At 60.4% G+C, this 26557-nt stretch carries 16 protein-coding genes and 2 tRNA genes; 10 read left to right on the top strand and 8 right to left on the bottom strand.

Going from position 1 to position 26557, the window contains the following annotated elements:
• Positions 1–198: 198 nt before the first annotated feature.
• Positions 199–2040, bottom strand: a complete 1842-nt coding sequence (locus tag ACOX7T_RS07285) for a leucine-rich repeat domain-containing protein (protein ID WP_433441329.1) — start codon at positions 2038–2040, stop codon at positions 199–201.
• A gap of 387 nt (positions 2041–2427) precedes the next feature.
• Between ACOX7T_RS07285 and nifJ the strand changes: the two genes are divergently transcribed.
• The 7 genes from nifJ to ACOX7T_RS07250 all read left to right on the top strand — a co-directional run bounded on the left by nifJ (position 2428) and on the right by ACOX7T_RS07250 (position 13664).
• Entirely contained in the window at positions 2428–6060 is a 3633-nt protein-coding gene (nifJ, locus tag ACOX7T_RS07280; RefSeq protein WP_433441327.1) for a pyruvate:ferredoxin (flavodoxin) oxidoreductase, read from the top strand.
• A gap of 183 nt (positions 6061–6243) precedes the next feature.
• Positions 6244–7665, top strand: coding sequence for a MerR family transcriptional regulator (locus tag ACOX7T_RS07275; RefSeq protein ID WP_433441325.1), 1422 nt, complete (start codon positions 6244–6246; stop codon positions 7663–7665).
• 396 nt (positions 7666–8061) lie between these two features.
• A tRNA-Leu gene (locus tag ACOX7T_RS07270) sits at positions 8062–8148 on the top strand.
• A 4-nt stretch (positions 8149–8152) separates the two neighbouring features.
• A tRNA-Met gene (locus ACOX7T_RS07265) sits at positions 8153–8229 on the top strand.
• A 66-nt stretch (positions 8230–8295) separates the two neighbouring features.
• Positions 8296–9417, top strand: coding sequence for a peptide chain release factor 2 (gene prfB / locus ACOX7T_RS07260; RefSeq protein ID WP_433441323.1), 1122 nt, complete (start codon positions 8296–8298; stop codon positions 9415–9417).
• 321 nt (positions 9418–9738) lie between these two features.
• Positions 9739–12849, top strand: a complete 3111-nt coding sequence (locus ACOX7T_RS07255; RefSeq protein ID WP_433441321.1) for an alpha/beta fold hydrolase — start codon at positions 9739–9741, stop codon at positions 12847–12849.
• 434 nt (positions 12850–13283) lie between these two features.
• On the top strand, positions 13284–13664 hold the full coding sequence (locus ACOX7T_RS07250; protein ID WP_433441318.1) for a hypothetical protein: 381 nt from the start codon (positions 13284–13286) through the stop codon (positions 13662–13664).
• Between the two features lie 495 nt (positions 13665–14159).
• Here the strand turns inward: ACOX7T_RS07250 and ACOX7T_RS07245 are convergent, their stop codons facing one another.
• Together ACOX7T_RS07245 and ACOX7T_RS07240 are read right to left on the bottom strand one after the other, a co-directional pair.
• Complete coding sequence (locus ACOX7T_RS07245) at positions 14160–15929, bottom strand: RNA polymerase sigma factor (RefSeq protein ID WP_433441315.1); 1770 nt, start codon at positions 15927–15929, stop codon at positions 14160–14162.
• 165 nt (positions 15930–16094) lie between these two features.
• Complete coding sequence (locus ACOX7T_RS07240; protein ID WP_433441312.1) at positions 16095–16421, bottom strand: helix-turn-helix domain-containing protein; 327 nt, start codon at positions 16419–16421, stop codon at positions 16095–16097.
• 369 nt (positions 16422–16790) lie between these two features.
• Here ACOX7T_RS07240 and ACOX7T_RS07235 point away from each other — a divergent pair, with 369 nt between their 5' ends.
• From ACOX7T_RS07235 to ACOX7T_RS07225, 3 genes are all read left to right on the top strand, one after another.
• On the top strand, positions 16791–18221 hold the full coding sequence (locus tag ACOX7T_RS07235) for a hypothetical protein (protein WP_433441310.1): 1431 nt from the start codon (positions 16791–16793) through the stop codon (positions 18219–18221).
• A 16-nt stretch (positions 18222–18237) separates the two neighbouring features.
• The gene (locus ACOX7T_RS07230; protein ID WP_433441307.1) at positions 18238–18903 is read left to right on the top strand and encodes an S-layer homology domain-containing protein; all 666 of its coding nucleotides are present in this window, start codon (positions 18238–18240) and stop codon (positions 18901–18903) included.
• Positions 18904–18969: 66 nt separating this feature from the next.
• Positions 18970–20628 carry an FN3 associated domain-containing protein gene (locus ACOX7T_RS07225; RefSeq protein ID WP_433441304.1) on the top strand — a complete coding sequence of 553 codons (1659 nt, stop codon included), beginning with the start codon at positions 18970–18972 and terminating at the stop codon, positions 20626–20628.
• A gap of 229 nt (positions 20629–20857) precedes the next feature.
• On the opposite strand, the gene groL is transcribed toward ACOX7T_RS07225, so the two are convergent.
• The 5 genes from groL to ACOX7T_RS07200 form a co-directional block, all read right to left on the bottom strand.
• Positions 20858–22486: a chaperonin GroEL gene (gene groL, locus ACOX7T_RS07220; protein ID WP_433441302.1), complete on the bottom strand. Its 1629-nt coding sequence runs from the start codon at positions 22484–22486 to the stop codon at positions 20858–20860.
• Positions 22487–22582: 96 nt separating this feature from the next.
• On the bottom strand, positions 22583–22867 hold the full coding sequence (locus ACOX7T_RS07215) for a co-chaperone GroES (RefSeq protein WP_294536859.1): 285 nt from the start codon (positions 22865–22867) through the stop codon (positions 22583–22585).
• A gap of 219 nt (positions 22868–23086) precedes the next feature.
• Positions 23087–24049 carry a diacylglycerol/lipid kinase family protein gene (locus ACOX7T_RS07210; RefSeq protein WP_433441299.1) on the bottom strand — a complete coding sequence of 321 codons (963 nt, stop codon included), beginning with the start codon at positions 24047–24049 and terminating at the stop codon, positions 23087–23089.
• Between the two features lie 18 nt (positions 24050–24067).
• A complete protein-coding gene (locus ACOX7T_RS07205) occupies positions 24068–25252 on the bottom strand; it encodes an S-layer homology domain-containing protein (protein ID WP_433441297.1) in 1185 nt (394 codons plus the stop codon).
• A gap of 48 nt (positions 25253–25300) precedes the next feature.
• On the bottom strand, positions 25301–26422 hold the full coding sequence (locus ACOX7T_RS07200; RefSeq protein ID WP_433441295.1) for a THUMP domain-containing class I SAM-dependent RNA methyltransferase: 1122 nt from the start codon (positions 26420–26422) through the stop codon (positions 25301–25303).
• Between the last annotated feature and the right edge of the window lie 135 nt (positions 26423–26557).

Genomic DNA, 26557 nt, shown 5'->3' with positions numbered 1-26557 from the left:
GGAGCTACATGAGCGCCTGCTGATCTGCCGCACAATAAAGCTGAACGCCGGAGCCCACGGAGGCCACCGGCGCTGTTGTCATGCCCAAATGCAGAAAAACGCACAAAACAAGCCGCAAATAGCACGGATCATTTTGTGCGTTCATACAACTTTACAAGTTTATTGTAATTTATTCTTGACTTTTTGCCCGGGGAACACTCAGCTCTGGGTCAGTTGATACAGCCGCAGGACGGTGAGGATGCACTGCTCCCTGGTGTAGGGGCTCTGGGGGATGAAGGCGCTGCCGTCCCCCGCCATAATTCCGGCGGCCTGGACCTGTCCCACCCCGGCGGCAGCCCAGGAGGAGATGGCGGCGCTGTCTGAGAAGCTGGGATCCGCCTGGGGCAGGGGATGGCCCATGGCCTCTGCCAGGCGGGCCAGGATGGTGGCCGCCTGCTCCCGGGTCAGGGTGCCGCCGGGGTCAAATTTTCCGCCGCCCACGCCGTTGACCACGCCCAGACCGGCCATCTTCTGGACGTTGAAGTCGGTGGTGTCGGAGAATGTGGCCCGCTGGGTAATGGTCTCGCCTGTCACCTTCTCGTAGAGCCTTACCGCCAGGGAGCAGAACTCGGCCCGGGTGGCGGCCTGGGTGTATCTGCTCTGGAAGCTCTCGGGCACAATGCCGGCGGCGACAGCCTGATTCACCTGCTCAACAGCCCAGGTGGATGGCACATCGGCTGCGGGCAGCTCCCCTTCCGCCGCCACGGTGAAGGTCAGGGGGATCGTGATAAAAACGCTCTCCAGTCCGCCAAGTGAGCATTCAACCCTCACCTCCCAGTTATAGGTGCCGGGCTTCAGGCCGGCCTTGGGCTGCACCGTGAGGGTGGCGGTCCCGTGGGCCTCAACGGGGTAGGGGCTCGGGTCGGAAACGAGAAATCCGCCGTAGGAGTTGCTGCGCAGAAAGATCCCGACATCATAGGCGTCGTGATTGGTGTAGGTGATCGTCCGGGCGGCGGGCTGGGTGTACCCCTCCTCCACCGTGCCGAAATCCAGGGCGTCCGTGTCCGCGGTCACCTGGATGCTCGCGGCCAGAACGGTATAGAGCAGGGACAGGATGGCGCTGGGTCCCTGCTCCGTGGTGATGGTCACAGTCGTGTCATAGGTGCCGGACCTATAGTTGAGCGCCACCACAAAGAAGGGAGCGCTCTCCCCGGGCTCCAGCGTCTTGTTTTTATAGTTATAATGGTCCTCGCTGTCCCAGCTCAGGAGGAAGTTCGGGACGCGGTCGGGCAGGGTCACCCTGAGGGTCCTGTCCCCGGTGTTGGTGACGGTGACGGTCTTAATCACCTCATCTTCAAGAGTAGTCCCGGTGCCGAAGTCCAGAGAGGTGGTGCTCAGGGACAGGCCGTAGGAGGGGATCGGCTCGCCCTCGTAAATGACCGCGAGAACGGAAGGCTTCGAGGTCCAGTCCTCATAGCCGGTGCTCCCCTGAGGAACGACAAAGACTGTCGGGCCGAATTCATCGTTGAGGTTCATCGACCCGGTGCTGAAGATAGGGGCCACCATGCCCTTCATATAGACGGTGTCCAGCCCGGTGCACCACGCAAAGGGGTTGCTCATCTCCTTCACGCTGGCGGGGATGGTGATCTCCCGCAGGGCGTCACAGCTTGCGAATGCCTCCTCTCCGATGCTGCTCAGATTTTCGCTCAGCCTGACATCGCTCAGAGAGTTGCAATAGGAAAACGCGTTGTCCCCGATCGTGATCACGCTGTCCGGGACGGTCACGCCGGTGATGTTCGTCTCCTCAAAGGCCTTATCATTGATGACGGTCACCGGGTACTCCTGCCCGTCCTCACCGGTGACGGAGGCGGGGATGTCCGCATAGGTGGAGCCGGCCAGGGACTCGTCATAGCGGGTCAGGGTGGCCGTGCCGTCGAACCATATCTCAAAGGTATAGGGGCCGACCTGGACGGTGGATTCCACAACCGATGCCGAGGCGGCGGGCATGAGGGAGAGGCACAGGCACAGGGCCAGCAGCAGGGAAAGAGCGCGCTTTTTCATATGGGGGTTCCTCCTTCTTTCCGTTTTTTTCAGTATGGCACACCTGAAAACAAAAAACCATATGCGGGCAGCATAATATTCCAACTTTTTCTGCCCCGGCGGACATGGAAAAAGAAGCGGGCACGGGACAGCCGGCAGCGCGCCCCGGGCGTTCTGCCGGCAGCGGCTGATTTCAAAAAATTCCCTGACAAAAATTTTCAGACGCCCATCCCGCCGCGCCCGGTCCGCTCCGGCGCGGATTTTTCCCCAGCCGCCAAAAAAAAGCGGGGAAAATCCCCCCTTTTGGGTAAGATGCAATTTACAAACCGGCTGGAAGGTGGTAAAATATCTGCGCTGAATCATTTAGAAGCCATTCACGCAAGTTCACATAAGGAGGAATTGTTCAAAATGGCGAGAAAACTCAAAACCATGGACGGCAATACCGCCGCGGCGCACGTATCCTATGCGTTCACCGAGGTGGCGGGCATCTACCCCATCACTCCGTCCAGCCCCATGGCCGACAACGTGGACCAGTGGGCCGCGGCCGGCCGCAAGAACATCTTCGGCGACACGGTCAAGGTCATCGAGATGCAGTCTGAGGCCGGCGCTGCCGGTACCGTCCACGGCTCCCTGGCCGCCGGCGCCCTGACCACCACCTACACCGCTTCTCAGGGCCTGCTGCTGATGATCCCCAACATGTACAAGATCGCCGGCGAGCTGCTGCCCTGCGTGTTCCACGTCTCCGCCCGTACCGTGGCCGCCCAGTCCCTGAACATCTTCGGCGACCACTCCGACGTCATGGCCTGCCGCCAGACCGGCTTCGCCATGCTGGCCGAGACCAACCCCCAGGAGGTCATGGACCTGGGCGCTGTTGCCCACCTGGCCGCCATCAAGGGCCGCGTTCCCTTCGTCAACTTCTTCGACGGCTTCCGTACCTCCCACGAGATCCAGAAGATCGCCATCTGGGATTATGACGATCTGAAGGAAATGGTGGATATGGACGCCGTGGAGGCCTTCCGCAAGCGGGCCCTCAACCCCGAGCGCCCCGTCATGCGCGGCTCCCACGAGAACGGCGACATCTTCTTCCAGCACCGTGAGGCCTGCAACAAGTACTACGACGCTCTCCCCGAGATCGTCGAGGAGTACATGGGCAAGGTCAACGCCAAGCTGGGCACCAACTATCAGCTGTTCAACTACTACGGCGCGCCCGACGCCGACCGGGTCATCATCGCCATGGGCTCCATCTGCGACGTGACCGAGGAAGTCATCGACTACCTGAACGCCCACGGCGAGAAGGTGGGCCTGGTGAAGGTCCGCCTGTACCGTCCCTTCCGCGCCGACAAGCTGCTCTCCGCCATCCCCGAGACCGCCAAGCACATCGCCGTGCTGGACCGCACCAAGGAGCCCGGCGCCCAGGGCGATCCTCTGTATCTGGACGTTGTCACCGCCTTCGCCAACGCCGGCCGTCAGGCCACCATCATCGGCGGCCGCTACGGTCTGGGCTCCAAGGACACCCCGCCCAAGAGCGTGTTCGCTGTCTATGAGGAGCTGCAGAAGGCCGAGCCCAAGCGTCAGTTCACCATCGGTATCGTGGACGACGTCACCAACACCTCCCTGGTGGAGCACGACTGCCCCAACACCGCTGCTGAGGGCACCATCGAGTGCAAGTTCTGGGGCCTGGGCGGCGACGGCACCGTGGGCGCCAACAAGAACTCCATCAAGATTATCGGCGACCACACCGACAAGTACGTGCAGGCTTACTTCCAGTACGACTCCAAGAAGACCGGCGGCGTGACCATCAGCCACCTGCGCTTCGGCGACAAGGCCATCAAGAGCCCCTACTACATCAACAAGGCTGACTTCGTGGCCTGCCACGTGCCCGCCTACATCATCAAGGGCTTCCCCATGGTCCGCGACGTGAAGGACGGCGGTATCTTCCTGATCAACTGCCAGTGGTCCGACGAGGAGCTGGACAAGCACATGCCCGCCGTGGCCAAGCGCTACATCGCCGAGCACAACATCCAGGTCTACACCATCAACGCCATCGACCTGGCCATCGAGATCGGCATGGGCAAGCGTACCAACACCATCCTGCAGTCCGCTTTCTTCAAGCTGGCTAAGGTGATGCCCGAGGCCGAGGCCATCCAGTACATGAAGGACGCTGCCACCCACTCCTACCTGAAGAAGGGCCAGGACGTGGTTGACATGAACCACAAGGCCATCGACGCCGGCGCCACCGCCTTCCACAAGTTCGAGGTGCCCGCTTCCTGGGCCACCGCTCAGGACGAGACCGTCACCACCGAGCTGTCCGGCAAGCCCGAGCTGGTGAAGATGGTCAAGGAGATCCTGGAGCCCGTGGGCAAGATGGACGGCGACTCCCTGCCCGTCTCCGCCTTCGTGGATCACGTGGACGGCACCTTCCTGCAGGGTGCTTCCGCCTACGAGAAGCGCGGCGTTGCCGTTATGGTTCCCACCTGGGATTCCTCCAAGTGCATCCAGTGCAACCAGTGCTCCTACGTCTGCCCCCACGCCACCATCCGTCCCTACGCTCTGACCGAGGAGGAGGCTGCTGCCGCTCCCGAGGCCGCCAAGATCGTGGACGTGAAGGCCGGCAAGGGCAAGGGCGTCTATAAGTTCGCCATCGCTGTCTCCCCCCTGGATTGTATGGGCTGCGCCGTCTGCGCCAAGAACTGCCCCGTCCAGGCTCTGACCATGGTGCCTCAGGAGCAGGAGGCTGCTCAGCAGCCCGTGTTCGACTACATGGTGGCCAAGGTTGCGCCCAAGGCCGACATGGAGAGCATCAAGACCGTCAAGGAGAGCCAGTTCAAGCAGCCTCTGCTCGAGTTCTCCGGATCCTGCGCCGGCTGCGCCGAGACCGCTTATGCCCGTCTGGTCACCCAGGTCTGCGGCGACCGGATGTACATCTCCAACGCCACCGGCTGCTCCTCCATCTGGGGCGGTCCTGCCGCTACCTCTCCCTACACCGTCAACAAGTGCGGCCACGGCCCCGCTTGGGCTAACTCCCTCTTCGAGGACAACGCCGAGCACGGTCTGGGTATGTATCTGGGCCAGAAGGCCATCCGTGACCGCCTGGCCGACAAGACCCGCGCACTGCTGAATCTGGATTGGTGCACCGGCGCCATCAAGGAGGCCGGCCAGAAGTGGCTGGACACCATGCAGGACGGCGAGGCCAACGCCGAGGCCACCAAGGCCTATGTGGCCGCGCTGGAGGACGGGCTGTGCACCGTGGACGAGCTCCTTGCCAGCGACAAGGCGGAGATCCGCGCCTTCGGTGAGGAGCTGAAGGCCAAGGGCGAGACCCTGTGCCAGTGCGACGCCTGCAAGCTGGCTGCTGAGATCCTCCAGGAGAAGGAGTACCTGAGCAAGAAGTCCGTGTGGATCTTCGGCGGCGACGGCTGGGCCTACGACATCGGCTACGGCGGTCTGGACCACGTCCTGGCCTCCGGCGAGGATGTGAACATCTTCGTGTTCGACACCGAGGTGTACTCCAACACCGGCGGACAGGCTTCCAAGTCCTCCAACATCGGCCAGGTGGCTCAGTTCGCCGCTGCCGGTAAGACCGTGGCCAAGAAGTCCCTGTCCGAGATCGTGATGCAGTACGGTTACGTCTACGTGGCCCAGGTGGCCATGGGCGCCAACCCCAACCAGACCCTGGCTGCCATCCGCGAGGCCGAGGCCTATCACGGTCCCTCCCTGGTCATCGGCTATGCCCCCTGCGAGATGCACTCCATCAAGGGCGGCATGAGCAACTGCCAGGTCGAGATGAAGAAGGCTGTCGAGTGCGGCTACTGGAACCTGTTCCGGTTCAACCCCGCTGCCAAGGCCGAGGGCAAGAACCCCTTCACTCTGGACTCCAAGGCCCCCGCTGGCGGCTATCAGGAGTTTCTGATGAACGAGGCCCGTTATTCTTCCCTGACCCGTTCCTTCCCCGACCGCGCCAAGGAGCTCTTCGCTCAGAACGAGGAGTCTGCCAAGGCCCGTTACGAGCACCTGACCAAGCTGGTCGAGCTGTACAAGTAATCGGGAAAGCTTACAACACCCCCGGACGCTATGCGTCCGGGGGTGTTTTTTTACGCGGCGGCCATTGACGGTGCAATCCAACGCCTCATATAATAAAATAAAGAGAAAAACTCGCAAAAGGCTTGACTGTAAACCAGGTTTATACCTTATCCTGAGGGCGAAAAAAGGAAAGGCGGGATGAAGATGACCATACGGGAAGCGGAACAGCGCACCGGTCTGGATCGGGCGACCATACGGTTTTACGAAAAAGAGGGGCTCATCAGCCCCAGCCGGCTGGACAACGGTTACCGGGACTACGGAGAGGAAGAAATCACGGCCCTGCTGCGGATCAAGCTGCTGCGGGAGCTGGGGGTGTCTCTGGAGGAGATCCGGGCTCTGCAGCAGGGGGAGCAGGCCCTGCCTGTTACCCTGGAGCATCGTATAGCGGCGCTGGAGAAAGAGATGGCGGACGCGGGAGCGGCCAGGGAGACCTGCCGGGCCATTCGGGAGGAAGGTGTGGGCTATGAGAGCCTGGACCCGGAGAAGTACCTGAACCGAGAGGACACCCCAGCACCTCTGTTCCGGGACGCGCCGCCCCCGGTGCTCTGCCCCTGGCGGCGTCTGTTCGCCCGCCTGTTTGACCTGGCGCTGTATCAGTTGGCGTGGACAGCGCTGCTTGCACTGGGATTCCATATCAATATGGCGGATCGGAGCGCAGCGCTGTGGTGGCTGGACTCGGTTATCTGCCTGGTGATCATGATTATGGTGGAGCCCATTCTGCTGAGATTCTGGGGTACCACGCCGGGCAAGGCCATCTTTGGTCTGCGGGTGGAGCGGGCAGAGGGCGGAAAGCCCACCTATGGGGAGAGCGGCGCCCGCACAATGGCCATAAGCTGGCGGGGGCTGGGCTGGAATATCCCCATTTACGACCTGTTCCGGCTGATAAAGTGCTACGACATATACTGCAAGGACAAGGAACTGCCCTGGGACAGAGACCAGGATCTGGTGGTGGAGGCAAAACCAAAAAGCGGGCGGAGAAACGTCGTCTTCCTGGCAGCTGCAGCGGCAGTGCTTGCGCTGTCTGTGGCGATTTCCCTTGCGGGAGGCTTCCCGCCCAACCGGGACGGCCTGACCCCGGCGGAGCTGGCCGAGAATTACAATTTCCTTGCGAAGTATTACGACGGGCCTGCCTATACGCTGGAGGATGACGGCAGCTGGACGGCCCAGGAGACCCGGAATGGAGCGTATATTATCCACCTCCCGGGGCTGGAGCGGCAGACTCTGACCTGGGAGACCGACAGTGCGGGCAATCTGACCGCGATCACCGCCTCCTGGAACTGGGACGGAGAGAGCTTTGCCGAGTGGCCTGGGCTGGACATGCAGCTGCTGACGCTGGCCTTTGCCGCCGGAGAGGGGGACTGGTTTGACTACTGGAGCAGGATGGAACTGATGGACACTGTGGCCGATATGGAGGCCTTCTCCAGCCTGAGCCGGACGGACCAGGGAATCAGGCTGGACTGGGACACCCAGCTGGAGGGCGACGTAATTGTGGGGGACTATTTCCTGCTGGGGGAGGAGGATGCCGTCTGCAGCGGACGGATTACCTTCACCATCCGTCGGGTGTGAGATATGACAAGGGCGGAGGCTGTCAAAGAGAGAAGCAGCCTCCGCCCGGTGATTCAGCGGTCACTGACCCGCCGCTCGGACTCCATATAAAAGATATAGTCATCCACATCCTCCCGCGGGTCCGCTGCCGGCGGCTGGACAGGAAGGGAGACAGATTTGCTCTCGGACACAGGCGCCCTCCTCTCAGAGAAAATTTTGCCCCTCATATCATGGTATGCGGCAGGGCAAAGAAGATGCACTGCCGCGCAGAAGGCTCACCGTCTAAGGGTACCCCAAGGGGGAGAGACAATGCAGTCGAAGGGGGAGGAAAGAAAATTTAAATTTTACGTTGACAAAGTGTCTGCGCTGTGGTATTCTTAATAAGCACCTAAAAGGACGGAGAACTGGATCGTAAATGCCGGAGTGGCGGAATTGGCAGACGCCCGGGACTTAAAATCCCGTGGGAGGAATCCCGTGCCGGTTCGACCCCGGTCTCCGGCACCAATATCGCGGGGTAGAGCAGCTTGGTAGCTCGTCGGGCTCATAACCCGGAGGTCAGAGGTTCAAATCCTCTCCCCGCAACCAGAAAAGGCTCCCTGACCTTAAAGGTCAGGGAGCTCATTTTATGCACAACGATGATAGGAGGCACTCATGCTTCAATTTGATGAGTACAAGGTTAAGCTCAATAACCTGAAGCCCGAGCTGGACGAACTGGGCCAGGCCCTGGGTCTGGAAGCCGCGGAGCGGGAGCTGGAAATGCTGGAGTCTGAGAGTGCCTCGGACGGCTTCTGGAACAACCTGGAGAAGGCCCAGAAGATTCAGCAGCGCATCAAGCAGCTCCACCACAAGGTGGACGGCCAGAAGAAGCGTGTGGGTGAGTGGGAGGACCTGCTGACCCTCTGCGAGATGGGCAACGAGGAGGAGGACGAGTCCCTGGTCCCCGAGCTGGAGGAGGGCTTCAACAAGCTCACCGCCGACATGGAGGAGGCCCGGCTGTCCACCCTGTTCACCGGCGAGTACGACGACAACAATGTGGTGCTGGCCATCCACGCCGGCGCCGGCGGCACTGAGGCCCAGGACTGGGCACAGATGCTGCTGCGTATGTACACCCGCTGGGCCGAGCGCCACGACTTCGAGTACCAGGTGGTGGACTTCCAGGACGGCGACGAGGCCGGCATCAAGTCCGCCACTGTGATGATCCAGGGTGAGAACGCCTACGGCCACCTCCGCAGTGAGCACGGCGTCCACCGTCTGGTCCGCGTCTCTCCCTTTGACGCTAACGCCCGGCGGCAGACCTCCTTTGCCGCCGTTGAGGTTATGCCCGACCTGCCCGAGGACGCCGACGTGGAGATCCGCCCCGAGGAGTACGAGATGCAGGTGTTCCGTTCCTCCGGCGCCGGCGGCCAGCACATCAACAAGACCTCTTCCGCCGTCCGCCTGATCCACCACGCCACCGGCATCGTGGTCTCCTGCCAGACCGAGCGCAGCCAGTTCCAGAACAAGGATACCTGTCTGCGCATGCTGCGCGCCAAACTGGTGGAGCTGAAGATGCAGCAGCACGCTGAGAAGCTCTCCGACATCAAGGGCGTGCAGCTGAAGATCGAGTGGGGCAGCCAGATCCGCTCCTATGTGTTCATGCCCTACCAGCTGGTGAAGGACAACCGCTCCGGCTTTGAGACCAGCAACGTCAACGGCGTCATGGACGGCGATATCGACGGCTTCATCAACGCCTACCTCAAGTGCGAGGCCACCGGAACCTGGGTTACCAAGTAAGAGAAGTTAAAATGTTCCAAAACTGCCCTGGGATTGAGTATCCGGGGCAGTTTTTGCATTTTTAGGCGAGAAATGCGGCTCTGTCAGGGTAACGTAAAAAATAAAAATCTTGTAAAGCGGCTTGTATTTTTGTCACCACTTTGTTACTATTAAAATGTCTTAAGGAAAGGCAGCGGAAAAAGCCTGTCTCCGTATTTGCCATCGGGAACCGCGGCTTCCGGCAGAGCAGGGGGGCTCACCGGAGGTACGGCCGGAGCAGAACCGGAGCGGGGGAAACTCCGCGCCCTTTCCTGAAAAGGAATGAAAGGTGGAATGTCTTACATGAAGCGCACAAGTAAGTTCCTGTCCCTTCTTCTGGCGCTGGCAATGGTATGCTCTCTGTTCGTACCTGCCATGGCCGAAGAGGACACTGTCACGCCCTATGAGATTCCTGACGTAGACGGAAAAGTTGTCATTCTCCACACCAACGACACCCATGGTGCCGACCTGGCCGTGGAAGGCGAGTCCATCGGCATGGCCGGTGTGGCCCAGCTGAAGAAGGACTTCGAGGCCGCAGGCGCCAAGGTCCTCCTGCTCTCCGCCGGCGACTCCATCATGGGCAAGCCCCTGGTCAGCGCTGACGAGGGCAAGAGCGCCATTGAGTTCATGAACGCCGCCGGGTACGATGCCATGACAGTGGGCAACCACGAGCTGGACTTCGGCATCGACAACCTGAAGACCCTGGCCGAGGACGCCGAGTTTGACATCCTCTGCGCCGACATGACCGACGAAACCACCAACAGCACTGTGTTCGCCGCAAACAAGATCTATGATCTGGACGGCGTGAAGGTGGGCGTGTTTGGTCTGGCCACCCCCGAGACCCGCACCAAGGCTGACGCCTCCAAGATGCCCAACATCGCCTTCCCCGAGAAGGAAGAGCTGTACGCCTGTGCCCAGGCTCAGGTGGATGAGCTGGAGGCCGCCGGCGCCGACCTGATTGTCTGCCTGGGCCACCTGGGCATCGCCGACGAGAGCACCGGCAACCGCTCCATCGACGTGTGTGAGAATGTGACCGGCATCGACCTGTTCATCGACGGCCACAGCCACTCCACCACCGGCGACATCACCGCCGCCACCGGCACCGACAGCAACGTTGTCAACGGCACCAAGATCGTCTCCACCGGCACTGCCCTGGCCAACGTGGGCGTTGTGGTGTACGGCAAGGAAGCCAGCACTCTGGAGGACAGCCTGGTTTCCGCCGCCTCCTACACCAAGACCGACGCCACTGTGGCCAAGCTGGTCAGCGACCGCAATGCCGCTGTTGAGAAGGAGTACGGCCAGAAGATCGCCGGGACCGAGATTGACCTGAACGGCTCCCGCTCCGGCGGCGCCGCCACTGCCACCAACACCAAGGTTGAGATCACCTTCCCCGACGGCGTGGGTGTCCGCACCGGTGAGACCAACCTGGGCGACTTTGCTGCCGACGCCATCCTCTGGCAGGCCCGCAAGACCCTGGGCGAGGAGAACGTGGACGCCGCTCTCACCAACGGCGGCGGTATCCGCGAGACCATCGGCAAGGGCGACATCTCCAAGCTGGACCTGCTGGCTGTGTTCCCCTTCGGCAACACCGTGGCCACCATTGACGTGACCGGTGCCCAGCTGCTGGAGGCCCTGGAGGCCGCCACCTGCACCACCCCCGATGCCATCGGCGCCTTCCCCCAGGTTTCCGGCATCGAGTTCACCATCAACGTCGCTGTCCCCTATGAGAACGGCGAGCAGTACCCCAACTCCACTTACTACGCTCCTGCCAACCCCGGCAGCCGCGTGACCATCACCTCTGTGAACGGCCAGCCCTTCGACGCTGAGGCCACCTACACCATCGCCACCAACGACTTCACCGCCAAGGGCGGCGACACCTACGGTGTCTTTGCTGCTGCTGGCGGCTGGAAGGACGTGGGCGTGGCCCTGGAGGATGCCCTCATCAACTACACCACCGAGGAGCTGGACGGCAAGATTACCGCTGAGCAGTACGGCGAGGTTGCCGGCCGCATCAGCATTGTGAACCTGCCCGCCGACATCACCTCCGGCGCCTGGTACTATGAGGCCGCTCTCTATGTGCTGGACAACGGCATCATGAACGGCACCGGCAAGGGCTTTGAGCCCAACGGCACCGTCACCCGCGGCACCGTGTTCCAGACCCTGTACAACATGGCCGGCAAGCCCGAAGTGACCGAGGCCGCCTCCTTCACCGACGTGGAGGGCAAGTGGTACGCCGACGCCGCCGCCTGGGCCGAGGACGAAGGCCTGACCACCGGCACCGGCACCGGCCTCTTCAACGGCGACGCCGCCATCACCCGCCAGGAGCTGGCCAAGGTCTTTGCTGACTACACCGCTTCCCAGTGCATCGTGCCCACCGAGGACGTGGACCTGAGCACCTACGCCGACGCCGACAAGATCCCCGGCTGGGCTTCCGAGTCCATGGAGACTGCCGTGTCCCTGGGCATCCTGAAGGGCTCCAACAACCAGCTCAACCCCGCCGGCACTGCCGTCCGTTCCGAGCTGGCTCAGATCCTGCTGAACATCTCCAAGCTCACCCCCACCTACACCGAGGAGACCGTCTCCATTGAGGTCGCCGCCAAGAACGGCGTGCCCGCTCACACCATGACCGCCATCGTCACCGTGCCCACCTCCGCCACCAAGGACGCCAAGGTCCCCGGCGTGGTGATGCTCCACGGCACCGGCTCCAACCTGCACGAGGTCAACGGCGCCTATGACATGGCCGCCGCTGAGATGGCCGCCCAGGGCCTGGCCACCATCCGCTTCAACTTCCAGGGCATCGACGAGGGCACTGAGGAGCTGTATGTGAATTACAGCTACACCTCCGCCAACATCGACGCCAAGGCCGCCGCCGACTACCTGGCCGGCCTGGAGGTCGTGGACGGCGACAAGCTGGGCGTCATGGGCTGGAGCCAGGGCGGTACCAACGCCTTCCTGGCCGCCGCTGCTTACCCCGACACCTTCAAGAGCGTGGTCACCTGGGCCGGCGCTCTGGACCTGACCGTTATGTTCGAGGACTTCGACGCCGCTTATGCTGAGGCCGAGAAGAACGGCTCCTTCACCATGGAGTTCGATTGGCGCACCTCCCTGCCCACCGGCTTCCAGTGGTTCAAGGACGTGAAGGAGACCGACGTTCTGGAGGAGACTAAGACCATCAAGGCCCCCATCCTCACCATCAACGGCGCGGCTGACACCGTGGTGGACCCCGCCAGCGGCAAGACCGTGGCTGATGCCGCCCAGAACGAGGCTTCCGCCAACCTGATCATCGAGAACTGCGACCACACCCTCAACATGTTCTCCGGTGATTACAGCGCCATCAACCAGGTTATCTCCGCCACCGCCGACTTCTTTGTGAACACTCTGAGCGGTACCGCGGCTGCTGACCAGGCTGCCTGAGCCATCCCGATTACCCCATAGACAGAGTATCAGCGCCCCGCCGGGTATCCGGCGGGGCGCTGATTTTATAAAAGGTCAAAAAAGTGAAAAAGACTTGACGGCAGAAAGAATCTGCGCTATAATATCTTCACAATTAAATTTGCTTTTTAAGGCATGGAATGACGGTTAGACATCGGAATTTCTATGCCCTTTTTTGTATGCTTAGGCATGGAGAATCCGTTGTTTCCGGAAGCTCCATGCCTTTTTTCATGGGGCGCGACCTTGATAATGGAATACCCACCGCCAGAGAAGATACTCTGGTCTCTCCGCCGGGACCCGGCCAGCCGGTGAGCGGAGAGACAGAAGCAAACGCCGTGCCGACAGGCAGGGCAGGAACTGGTATGGCGTGTGGCCCGAGCGACAACACAGAATTTATCAGGAAAGGAAGTTGCCTCATGAAAAGAGAAATGAACAACATGAAGAACAGCCAGACCGCCGCCGGTCAGAAGCCCCAGACGGTGCCCACCAGTGTGCTGCGGGAGCAGCTGCGCCAGTGGGCGATGGAGGCATCCCAGCAGCTGTCCCGCTCCGTGGGACGGCTGACCTCCTGCGACGCGCTGCCCTGCCTGGAGTACCAGGGCGAGGTGGCCCGGGAGTACGCCGTGGTGGACCAGCTGCTCTATGTGCAAAACTGCCGCAGCGCCCTGGAGCGGTGCATTGCGGGCAGAGGTGCCCGGCTGCGGTACCAGTGGCGGGACGGCAGGGTCACGGTGACCCGGTTCCGCAAGGTCCGCCAGGGCTGCGTGCAGGCTTACGGCCTCCAGCCGCCTCTGTGAGGCTGGAGGGACAACGGACGGAAAAGAAGACAGAAAGGAGTGTGAGGTATGAACAGAAACATGCTTTTTGCAGCAGCAGTTCTCCTTCTGATCGCCGCGGTGCTGATGATGAGCGCTCCTGTGGTGCTCCGGTGATGCAGGCTGGGGGGCAGAAACGCCTGTCCAGACCGGGAGAGACTCGGTCCGGACAGGCTGAAAGCGGGAGAAATAATTGCGGATTTAGAATATATCATACAGACACACAGACCCGGAACAACAGCGTTCGGGTCTGTGTGTTTTTTCATACAGAGGGGGCGTGAATATGTGCTCATAAAAGAACGGATAGGTTGGAGAGACAGCATGCTGTCTCGGATTTTTTAGATGTCGAAAGAGATTTTGACATAAAAAGTGCCCGGAACATTTTGTTCCGGGCACTTTTTTGTATATCAGGGGAGAAGCTCGCGACAGCTCAGCGATGGCGTCACACTTCAACTCCTCCGCGCTGTTGCATTTCTTTTACCATTCACCCATTTGGATGGCATAGATCTGGTCATAGATGTCCCACAGAACCTGGTTATACAGAGGCAAACTGCTCTCTGTATCGGTGACAGCCTGAGCAGGCGGGTTCAGTATCATACCGTTTGGAGCCAGATAAACTTCCAGTGCCGGACAATCGGCCAGAGGCGCCAGATCCAGAGTCTGGTCGTAAGAGACAATCAGACTGACGGCCCGCAGTTCCTTCAGGCCGCCGATGGGGCCCAGATCCAACTGCCCCAGGCTGCTGCTGTACAGATCCAGGTCCTGAAGTGCCGGTGTATTCGCCAGAAAACCCAAGGAGGGAAGCTCCCCACCATGAAGTTTCAGGGACAGAAGCTGAGGCAATGGCTGGTCCAGCTGCAGCACACAAGTCGATTCCGGCTGCATTCCGTTTTGATTACCCGAGAGCTCCAGCTCCAGCAGCTCAGTGAGCTTTCCGGCGTTGAGGGAGATGCTTCCTTCCGACCATAAGAGAAGCTGCCGCAGCGTTACACATTCTTCCAATGCACTCAGGTCTGCACCTCCGGCAACACAGGCAGAAATGTGCTGCAGGTTCGGCATGCCGGACACAAAAGAGAAGTCCGACACATTTACATTTTCTCCTGTGACGATCAGCTCCCGCAGCTCCGGCAGCTGGTTCAGGGTGTCCAACAGGGCGGGCTCGCTTGACATATAGTAGAGGCTCCTCAATTCAGGCAGCTGCTCCAGGTCGGCCAGGCTGCTTACCGGCGTTGTTCCGCTCTCCGCCTGAGTCACTGCCTGGCTCATATTGCCCGCCTCGGCGGCCATGCCGTCATCAAAAATATAGAGGGCGTATAGTTCCTCCGCATCCGACGGGTAGATAGCCCCCTCCGGCTTGTCCAGCAGTATCCGCAGGTTGGCCTCCATAGCCGGGTCGGTAAAGGCCAGGGCTTTGGGCTGACCAAGGACCAAAGCGCTGCCGCCAGCCACCAGAGCGGCTGCCGTCACGCCTGCGATCACCTTGGCTTTCACGGTGGCGAACAGTCCTGCTTTGGCCGCCGCCCCCGCAGTGGTTCCGGAGCCTGCGGCTGTGGTGCCTGAACTGGCTGCTGCGGCTCCCGCCGCAGTACCACTCAGGGCGGCTGCGCTCAAACCGGCAGCCAGCTCCTGAAAATCCTTGAGGAACAGCAGGCCCAGAGGCACCATGGTGTGCAGGCGGATGCCGTCCCGCTCCTCGGTCTCCAGAATACCATCCCGCAGCTTTTTGCGGGCATAGTTCAGCCTGCTCTTCACCGTACCCTCGGAGCAGTCCAGCACCTGAGCAATCTGGGCTACGGTAAGCTCGGAATAGTAAAACAGCAGCACACACTCCTTCTGCTGCTGCGGCAAAGCCTCAATGATGGAGAGGATGATCTCCCGGTGGGCCTGGTTTTCCAGGGCGGAGGCGGGGATCAGACCCTCATTCTCCTCCGGCAGCTCATCTAGGATTGTATTGCCGTCCTCATCCTCGGGAAGCTGGGTATAGCGCCCGGACTTGCTGAGCACATTGCGGCATTTGTTGGCGGTGATCTGAAACAGCCACCCCTCAAAGGCGTTGGGATTGGCCAGATTGGGCAGCGCCCGGAAGGCGGACAGAAAGGCCTCCTGCACGGCTTCCTCCGCGTCCTCAGCACTGCGGGTCATGCGAAAGGCCAGGTAGTAGGCCCGCTTATACATGGCCTCATAAAGGGCGGTCTGGGCCTCCGAGTCTCCCTGCTGGGCCAGCCGCACCTGCTCAATCAGGTTCATGGACTCTCCTCCCTCGCTGCTCCATCATAACAAAGTGAAACGGGCCCCCGCAATGAAATTTTAAAAATTTTTCAGAAAAGTAAAACCTGCCGACAAGTCGGCAGGTCTTACTTTTCGTGAGCGGACCAACTCACACCGCTGCCGGGGCGGAACGGCGAAGGGCGGTCAAGGCTTCGGACGCTTCTGTTTCGCGGACAGAAAGTCCAAATAATCCATCAGACTTTCGCGTTCCGCCTCGGGCAGCCCTTGAAAAGCCTGATTTAATTTACGCAGCTGTTCCACACAGCGCACATCGGAATATCCCAGCAGATAGTCGGTGGAGACTTCGAAAAACTGTGCCAGCTTGAGCAACGTCCCCTCCTCACGTGGGAAGTGAGCGCCGCTCTCATAAAAGCTGACCATGCGCGGAGATATGCCGATGATCCCGGCAATGGCTTTTTGTGTCAGGTTCCGCTCCTCCCGCAGCTGTCGCAGCCGTTCTCCAAAGGTCAAGGAACTCACCTCAGGTTCATTATGATGGATAATTTTTACTGTTGCATGAACTGGAACTATTATTACTATTTCTATTGATATCCGAAATATTATTACTAAAATGAAACGTGGGAAGACAGCCAGGATTATGAAAAACAGGAGGAAACAGACGTGAAACAATTCAACCGCAACAGGTAAGCCCCTGATCTGCACCGGTATCCGCCCACACCAACATCCTGGCCTGCGATTACCTGTATGTTGATGTTGCTGACGAATATGTAACAGAGGGCGGCTACTTCTACAACGTGACCGTCACGGAGGCCTCCGCAGGCTGAAACCTTCCCCGGAGAAACGGCACCCAGTGATTTGAAGTGAAAGGAAGAGAAACGGATGAAACGAACCCTGGGCAGCGCTCTGACTGCCATCGTCCTGACCGTCACGGCGCTGACGGTCCCGGCCCAGGCCTACACCATGGAGCCTGACGGCTTTACCATTACCCCCAATCAGGAGACCCTGGACTTCTGGACCCAGTACAAGTATCCCTTGAATGACCGGGGCATCTATGAGGTGTCCGCCGACGGCTGGAATTTCTGCGCAGAATTCCATGACGGTCTGCTGCGAGTCAACGACAGCGTCAGTCCTCCTGACGGGTATAGCGGCTATTGGACCAACTATGTGGACAAAAACGGCAATCTTTACGACCTGAACCGGGGCCGCTATGGGGAGATGTATTCCTTCTCCGGCGGCTATGCCGCTGTCATCGGCGACGATGACGGGATGTACTCCGGCGTGGGCTATGTCAACACCAAGGGCGACGAGGTGGTCTCCCCCCACGGCGACTATACCTGGCTGGAGGTGGGCAGCAGCACTACCATCCGCTATGCCGGCGGCTTTATCAACGGCAGGGCCATAGTCCTGCGGAAGCCGGATGTGCCCTCCTCTGGCTTTGGCACCGACGCCTATCGGGATACCACAACCTACAACCCCTACGCACCTGAGCGCTGGTACGGCTTTGAATACGCCTACATCGATCCCGCCGGGAAGCTGCTCACCGGCTGGACCCTGATCCAGGACTGGGAGAAGGTGACCGGGCTGCCCCTGTACGACCAGGACGGCGTATGGATCGGCCACCGGGAGCACGGCAGCAGCGTCAGCGATCCCTACCAGCCCGGCGGCGGTCAGACCGGACAGCCGGAGCAGCCCTTTGTCCCCGAGTTCCATGCCCCCGCTCTGCCGGAGTACAACAAAAATGCCCCCAGCCTCTTTGCATCCACTGCCAAAATTACCGGGGTAAATGTGGGTATGGCAGCCTATGGAGGCATGGACGTCACCGTAACCAACCCCACGGGCGTGACCGACGCCGGTGTGGTGGCCCTGGTGGCATTCAGCCAGGAGGGAAGTCAGGGGGAGGCCGGCGTATTTTTCATTCCCTACGAGGTGCCCGCAGGGGAGAGCAGAACCTATACAGTCTCCACCCCGGGTATCGTTCACCAGGGAATCTTCAACGGAGTCTGGGAGAGCAGCGGCCTGCCTGAGCTGATGGAGCGGTATGTGGATGCCGCCATCGTCACCTTCAGCGATGACGCCGACCTGCACGCCTTTTATGATACCATTCCCTACGAGCAGTTCTGGTATCCCAGGGGTTCTACCGGTGAATTCCAGCCCATATGTGACGGCCCTGCCGGTACTGCCTGGCTGTGGGATGTAATGGGCTTCCAGCGTACCGGAGACTATCTGCCCTTTATCAGTTACTATCCCCCGGAGCATGAGCTGCAGGGTATCCCCGCCGACACGGTGGACCACAGTGTCTGTGAACGATAAGAGAAGGAGCATGACCATGAGATATTCAACTGTATTCAAACGTATGACCTGTACTGTTCTGGCCGCCGCGGTGCTGACCCTGCCGGCCTTCGCCTGGAAGGTGGACAAGCAGGATATGACTCAGGTAGAGGTGGAGGTCGAGGAGGGCGTCACCATCGGCCCCAGCGATTGGGCAAAGTCTGAGGTGGAGAAGGCAGCTGAGGCAGGGCTTATCCCCCGGTTCACCGGCAATCCCTCCTACCAAGATCAGATCACCCGGGAGCAGTTCGCCCAGCTGGCGGTGCAGCTGGTTGAAGTCATTCAGGAAGCGGAACTGCCCGCCGCCTCCGAGGGTACCTTCTCCGACAACGACAGCCTGGCCGTCCGCAAGGCCAGCCAGGCAGGCATCGTCACCGGCACCGGCGGCGACAAATTCGCTCCCACCCTCGTCACCAACCGGGAGCAGATCGCCACCATGCTCTACCGGGCCGTGGGGACCATTGAAACTGCCACCGGCGTAGACCTGGCCCCCAAGGCGGGCGCCATTGAGGGCTACACCGACCGGGCTTCCGTCTCCGCCTGGGCGGCGGAGGGCGTGGGCGCCCTGGCCGCCAACGGCATTATGAAGGGCACCTCCGGCGCCACCCTCTCCCCCCAGGACTCCTGCTGGCCTACCGGATGTATGCGCAGTTCGGAGAGCTGAAGGGCTGAGCTGCAGGACGCTCCAGTCTGTTTTGCATGGGAAAGAGAGAAAGGCAGAGGATATAACATGAAGAAAAAATGGATGCTGTCTCTGGCTGCAGCTGTGATGTGTCTCACGCTGCTTGCCGGATGCGGCAGTCAGGAGAGCGGAGACACCAGCCACACCGCCGGCCTGGAAACACCTGTAAACTCCGGCGAATGCACGGTGGATGATGTCGAAGCTCAGGCGGCGGCCTATCAGGCGGAGGGCCGGGAATGGGACGCCTGGCTCCTGGTGCGGAAGCAGTGGGCTCTGGACAAAACCAATGAGGAGCTGCTCCGCCTGATGGAGACGTATCCCCTCCCTGCGCCCAACATCGTTGCGACTGAGCGGGAGGATGGGAGCTTTGTGTTTTCCATTGACAGCAACGATATGTCCTATATCGAGCAGGTGACTTCTGTTGATCAAATGGGGGATTATTCCACTATTGACATAGCGCTCTGGTACAATTTTATCTGGGACGGCCACAAAACAGGCTCAGTACAGCAAGTAGAGGACCAGGGGGATGCCCAAATAGATATTATAGATGAGAAGGGACCCTGTACATTAGAAGCGTGGTATGTGGAGAATCCGAACTCCTTTACTGGCGATAATGAATATTGGGAGCACATTGGCCCTACCATCACTATGGACTTTACTGTTGGTGATACCACGCTTGTTTCCCTCTCTTTTGGAGAACTGTCAGGAAGATTCCTGCCCATTGAGAACAGTCACGGAGGCACGATATACTATACACTGGATGGCACCGATCCTCTGGACGACGGGGTCATGACAGGCATCCGGTGCGAGGAGGAAAACGGGATCAACCTTCCCTCCGGCACTTATACCGTAAGCGTTCGGTGTCAGGACTACTCCGGCCAGATCAGCGATCTGATCCAGAACACGTTCTCTGTGTCCTTCGACTGTTTTGACAGCTCCAGCAACAAGGTGGCGGAGGATTCCTGCTATGAATATTTCACTACCGGCTCCGGCCCTCTTTACCGCTGCGACAAGCTCGGAAATAATATCGAGGTGCTGGACGGGAACACCACCTATTCTGTGGCTGCGTTCGACTACTACTGGGAGCCCAACCACACCGACACGATGCTCCCCGAGGCATTCCTGGCACAGCAGCAGCAGATCCGCCAGCTCTACTACCTGACGGACGGGTTTATGAACATCCTCACCAACCGGTATTATTACTACGACGGCAGAAGTGAGGAATCCTTTGAACAGAGTGAGCGCGCTTACAGGCAGTGGCTGGACAGCGTCGGCCGGGACTTCCTGCGGATCGGCCGTTCCAGCGGTACGGTCGAGCTCATACGGCAGACAAAGGAATATTACGGAGTACCCAGTTCCGTTGCAGAGACCCTCTCCCTGAAGGCGGACGACGGCTATCGGACAGAGAAGCTGGATGACCGTTCTGTGATCTACAAGGTCAATAAAGACGTGACAGCTATGTTTGAGGTAGAGGGGCATGCTGTCGTGCTGGATGCAGTGTATGAGGCCAGATACCCCATCATTCTCTACCATTACGAGGACAGCCCCACGGAGCACTATGTTTTTACCAACGGCGAAACGTTTGTCAATGAGCAGATGACGGGGCGCACCCTGCTGGGATACACCGAAAATGGGGTGTATTTCCTCGGAGACAACGGCGAGGCCTTGCGGGAACCTTTTGACTATTTGCAGTTCGCTGAAATATAAAATAATTACAGGGGATTTTATACCTTATCGAGTTTTTGCGGTATCTTCGACAGGAATATTGCACGGAGTTACGGAAAGAAAATAGAAAGAAAAAACGCCGCTGTCTGCGAGTTGCAGACAGCGGCGTTCATACATATCAGGCGCTTTTTTGCAATTGCCGTAAGTTTATCGTAAATTCACGGCCACACTTACGGCAATTGCTTACATCCCAATGGATTCAGGCACTTGCTTAGTACATGCCGCCCATGTCGGGAGCAGCGGGGGCAGCGGGAGCGGGGGGCTGGGGCTTGTCGGCCACCAGGGACTCGGTGGTCAGCAGGGTGGCGGCGATGGAGGCCGCGTTCTCCAGAGCGGAGCGGGTCACCTTGGTGGGGTCAACGATACCGGAGGAGATCATGTCCACGTAGGTCTCGTTGTAGGCGTCGAAGCCGTAGCCGACCTTGTCGGCCTTCTTCACGTTCTCCAGAACCACGGATCCGTCGATGCCGGCGTTGGTGGCGATCTGGCGCATGGGCTCGGTCAGGGCCTTGGCGATGATGCGCACGCCGGTCTTCTCGTCGCCCTCGGTCTCAGCCAGGAGCTTCTCCACGGCGGGCACGGCGTTGACATAGGCGGTACCGCCGCCGGCCACGATGCCCTCTTCCACAGCAGCGCGGGTGGCGTTCAGGGCGTCCTCGATGCGGAGCTTCTTCTCCTTCATCTCCACCTCGGTGGCGGCGCCCACGCGGATGATAGCCACGCCGCCGGCCATCTTGGCCAGACGCTCCTGGAGCTTCTCACGGTCGTAGTCGGAAGTGGTGGTCTCGATCTGAGCGCGGATCTGGCCGACGCGGGCCTTGATGGCGTCAGCGCTGCCGGCGCCGTCCACGATGATGGTGTTCTCCTTGGAGACCTTCACCTGACGGGCACGGCCCAGCAGGTCCATGGTGGCCTCCTTGAGCTCCAGACCCACCTCGGAGGAGATGACGGTGCCGCCGGTCAGGGTGGCGATATCCTGGAGCATATCCTTGCGGCGGTCGCCGAAGCCGGGGGCCTTGACACACACCACGTTCAGGGTGCCGCGCAGCTTGTTGACGATGAGGGTGGACAGAGCCTCGCCCTCCACGTCCTCAGCGATGACCAGCAGCTTCTTGCCGGACTGGACAACCTGCTCCAGCACGGGCAGCAGCTCCTGGATATTGGAGATCTTCTTGTCGGTGATGAGGATGAGGGCGTCGTCCAGAACGGCCTCCATCTTCTCGGTGTCGGTGACCATATAGGGGGTGATGTAGCCCCGGTCGAACTGCATGCCCTCGACGACCTCGCTGTAGGTCTCAGCGGTCTTGGACTCCTCAACGGTGATGACGCCGTCGTGGCTGACCTTCTCCATGGCCTCGGCAATCAGCTTGCCGATGGTCTCGTCGCCGGAGGAGACAGCGCCCACGCGGGCGATGTCAGCGGTGCCGTTGACCTTCTGGCTGTTGGCCTTGATGGCGTCAATGGCGGCGGCGGTGGCCTTGGCGATGCCCTTCTTCATGACCATGGGGTTGGCGCCGGCGGCCAGGTTCTTCAGACCCTCGCGGATGATGGCCTGGGCCAGCAGGGTGGCGGTGGTGGTGCCGTCGCCGGCCACGTCGTTGGTCTTGGTGGAGACCTCCTTCACCAGCTGGGCGCCCATGTTCTCAAAGGGATCCTCCAGCTCGATCTCCTTGGCGATGGTCACGCCGTCGTTGGTGATCAGGGGAGCGCCGAACTTCTTGTCCAGCACCACGTTGCGGCCCTTGGGGCCCATGGTGATCTTAACGGTGTTGGCCAGCTGGTTCACGCCCCGCTCCAGAGCGTGACGGGCCTCTTCGCCGTAGCAGATAATCTTAGCCATAATCAAAAACCTCCAATTTGAATCGGGCGGAAGCCGCCCGGGAAAATTCGTTGCTGTGTGCGGGGCGGACAGGGAAGTGCGCCCCAAAGAGGGAAATTACTCCACGATGGCCAGAATGTCGCCCTGACGGACGATGGTGTACTCCTCGCCCTCAACCTTGACCTGGGTGCCGGAGTACTTGCTGGTGATGACCTTGTCGCCCACCTTCACGGTCATGACGACTTCCTTGCCGTCCACCATGCCGCCGGGGCCCACGGCGATAACTTCGGCCACTTCGGGCTTCTCCTTGGCGGAGCCGGTGAGGATGATGCCGCTCTTGGTGGTCTCCTCGGCCTCCACCATCTTGATGATCACGCGATCGGCCAGGGGTTTGAGATTCATAGCTGGTTCCTCCTTGCGTATATGAAGAATGTATTTTGTAAACGTTCCTGTGTCTTAGCACTCATTTTGCCGGAGTGCTAACGCACTTATAATAATAGCTTTGGAGCGCAAAATGTGCAAGTAAAAATTCACCGGATTTTTGCCTGAAATCCAGGTAAAATCCGGTGAATTTTAAAATAGCTCATTCTAAGTGCTGGAAGCTCCGATTTTCTCGCGATTTCATGAAACAGTGGAAAAAGAGCCGCTGGAATTGTTAGCAGTCTGTAAACTTTTACGCCAAAACAGGTCGGGGGGATAAAAAAAGTTGATTTTCTTCCCGGACAGACGGACGGTAAAGCTGCGGGAGCGCATCACCTCGCCGTCTACAACGGCCACCAGCTCCTCCGGGGAGGTGAAGGAGATCTCCTGGCAGTGGAAGTCCCGGATGACCTGGGGGAGCTGCCGGTAGAGGCCCTTGGCGTATTTGCTCACCAGGCGGAAGAAGGTGAAGCGGCTCACCTTGGGCACCACCAGCATGTCCAGGATACCGTCGTCCGGCTGAGCCTCACCCACGGGCATAAAACCGCCGCCGTAGTACCGGCCATTGCAGATACAGATGATGGTGCTGGGGCCGTCCAGGGTCTCGCCGTCCACCTGGATTTGGGTGGGGCGGGTCAGGCCCTTGAACACGTTGACCACCAGAGAGAGGATATAGGCCCCCACGCCGGACACCAGGGGCAGGGCCTTGTATTTATGTACGTCGGCGGCCACTCGGGCGTCCACGCCGGCGCAGATGACCCCCAGCCCCAGCTTGCCGTTGCAGTCCATCAGGTCCAGGGCGGCCTGGGGACCGTCCGCCAGGGCAGCCAGGTCGGAGAAACGGGCGCGGTAGTTCTTCCCAAAAATCTTCAGAAAATCGTTGCCTGTGCCCTTGGGCACGTTGGTGACGGCGGCGTTGTCGTACCCTGCGGCGCCGTTAACCACCTCATTAAGGGTGCCGTCTCCGCCGCAGGCGTAGATACGCACCGGCGCTCCGCTCTGGGCAGCGGCCCGGGCCAGGTTTTCCCCCGTGCCCGCGCCGCTGGTAAAGGCAATCTCATAGTCCAGCCCGCGGCCGCCGAAAATCTCCCGAATCTGGGCGGTGAGGGCGTCGGTGCTGCCGTGTTTTCCGGCAGCAGGGTTGATAATGAACAGGTGCTTCATGCACGCTCAGCTCCTCATTCAGGAAGTGGAGGCGGCGGAGAACTGGGTTCCGGCGGCGTGGTAATAGGTGGAGGAGTCACTGGAGGGCCAGAGAATAATACGCTGCTCCGGCCGGGCGATGCGGGCCACCATGGCGGCCACCTCACTGCGGGTGATGACCGCGTCGGGGCGGTAGGTAAGCTGCTTATCGCTGCCGCTGACAATGCCCTTGGAGTACATCGCGTAGATGGAACTGGCGGCGAAGTCGCCGCTGGACACGTCGGGGATAGAGGAAGCCACACGGCTGGAGTCGTTGATGTCATCCGCATTTCGGACAGGTGCGGTGGCGGCCAGCACCAGAGCCAACTCCGCACGGGTGATGGGGCGGGTATAGCTCTTGAAGGTGGAGCTGGTGATAATGCCGTTGGTCAGGCAGTAGTTCACCGCATTGGTGTACCAGGGGTCGCCGCCGCTGGTAAAGCGCCTGCCGGAGTAGGTGCTGTCCAGCACGGCGGCCATCTTCAGCGCCTCGCCCACAGTGAGGGTGTTGTAGGGCTGGAAGGTACCGTCTCCGGGGCCCTCCATCAGGCGCAGATTGTAAGCCAGGTCCACCCACAGGTCAAACCAGTCCTTGCCGGACACGTCGGAGAAGGAGGCGGTGCGGCTGGAGCGGAGAGAGAAGGCGGCAAAGGGGACCTTCAGGCCGTAGAGGGTCTGGGGCAGGGTGGAGAGCGGGATGTGGACGCTGTCCCGGTCGGCCCAGCGGATTACAATCTCCTTGCCGTTTGTGCCCTGCTCCACGGTGATGGAGCTGGCGCCGGTATACAGCTGGTGGGAGGCGCCGTCCTCACCGGAGACAGGCACCACGCTCAGCAGCTCCCAGGCGCCCTCCCGCTGGGCAATATACACCCCGCAGTCCACCAGGGTGAGACTGTCGTACAGGGGCTCCAGCAGAAACAGACCGTCCTGCCGGAGCAGGCCGTACTTGCCGTCCTCCTTCACCAGGGCCACGCCCAGGGAGAAGTCGGAGGCCTCCTCAAACCGGACGGGGATGGCTACGATGCCGGAGGCATTGACATAGCCCCAGGCGCTGCCGTCGCTGACGGTGGCCATTCCCTCGGTGTAGCTGCCCTTGACCTCCCACGCCAGGGCAGCGGGGGCAATCAGGGAGAAGATAAGGGTCAGGGAGAGCAGGAGGGACAGCTTGCGGAAGGTTCCTTTCATTTCAAACTCCTTTTCATGACAGCCGGCCTCCCGGCAGAGGAGGGCGGCTTACCGCTTATTGTACTGGAACAGGTCGCACTTGATCATGCCGTTATAGAGCTTGCGCTTCTTGTCGGCAGTGCGGCCGAAGGTGCGTTCAAACTCGGTGTGGGAGGACAGGACGGACACCCGCCACCCGGAGGGCAGGCCCCGGACTGCCTGTCCGAAGGCGGTGTACAGGCCCTCGGCCTCCTTCTTCTCCATAATGCGCTCGCCATAGGGGGGATTGGTGACCACCCGGCCATAGGGCTCGCTGCGGTGGAAACGGGTGGCGTCCGCCACGTCGAAGCGGACCAGATCCTCTACCCCGGCCTTCTCCGCATTGGAGCGGGCGATCTCCACGGCCTTGGGGTCAATATCTCCGCCCCAGATGTCGTACTGGCCATCAAATTCCCCGTCCATAGCCTCGCCGGCGGCGGCCATCCAGTTCTGGGCAGGCAGCCAGGGCCACTTCTGGGCGGAGAAGGACCGGTCCAGACCGGGGGCCCGGTTTTTGGCAATGAGGGCGGCCTCAATGGCAATGGTGCCCGATCCGCAGAAGGGATCGCAGAAGGGGTCCTTCCCCCGGTACTGGGACAGCATCACCATGGCGGCGGCCAGAGTCTCCCGGAGCGGGGCCACCACGCCCACCGCCCGGTAGCCACGCTTGTGGAGGCCGGCGCCGGTGGTGTCCAGCAGGATGGTGGCGGTATCCTTCATAATGGAGAACTGGATTTGGAACAGGGTACCCGTCTCCGGCAGGGTCTCCAGCCCGTAGGCCTTGCCCAGCCGGGCGGCCACTGCCTTTTTCACAATGGACTGGCAGGCGGGGACGGAATGGAGGGCGGAGTTGAGGCTGTGGCCCTTCACGGGGAAGGCGGCGGTACGGGGGAGATAGTCCTCCCAGGGGATGGCCCGCACGCCCTCAAACAGGGCGTCAAAGTCGGGGGCGCGAAAGGAGCCCAGCACCAGCAGCACCCGCTCTCCGGTGCGCAGATTCAGATTAAGGCGGGGAATATCCCGGAGCTGGCCGGTACAGAGCACGTGGCCGTTTTCGGCCCGCACGTCGGAGAGCTTCAGCCGGCGCAGCTCGTCGGCGGCCAACCCCTCCAGCCCAAAGAGAGTGGGAACAAAAAATTTCAGCCGGTCCATAGCAACCTCCATGCGCCCATGGCGCGCCTTGGGATAAGGGAGCTGCGGGACAGAACACATCCGGCGCAGCGTCGGTACAAACAGGTCATACATAGTTAGTATATCTTAATTTGCCGGGAAGCGCAAACCATTTTA

The organism is Pseudoflavonifractor sp. (assembly GCF_050943825.1).
Taxonomy (GTDB): Bacteria; Bacillota; Clostridia; order Oscillospirales; family Oscillospiraceae; genus Pseudoflavonifractor.
The sequence above is the reverse complement of the archived record's forward strand: the minus strand, read 5'-3'. Positions and strand labels throughout refer to the sequence as shown.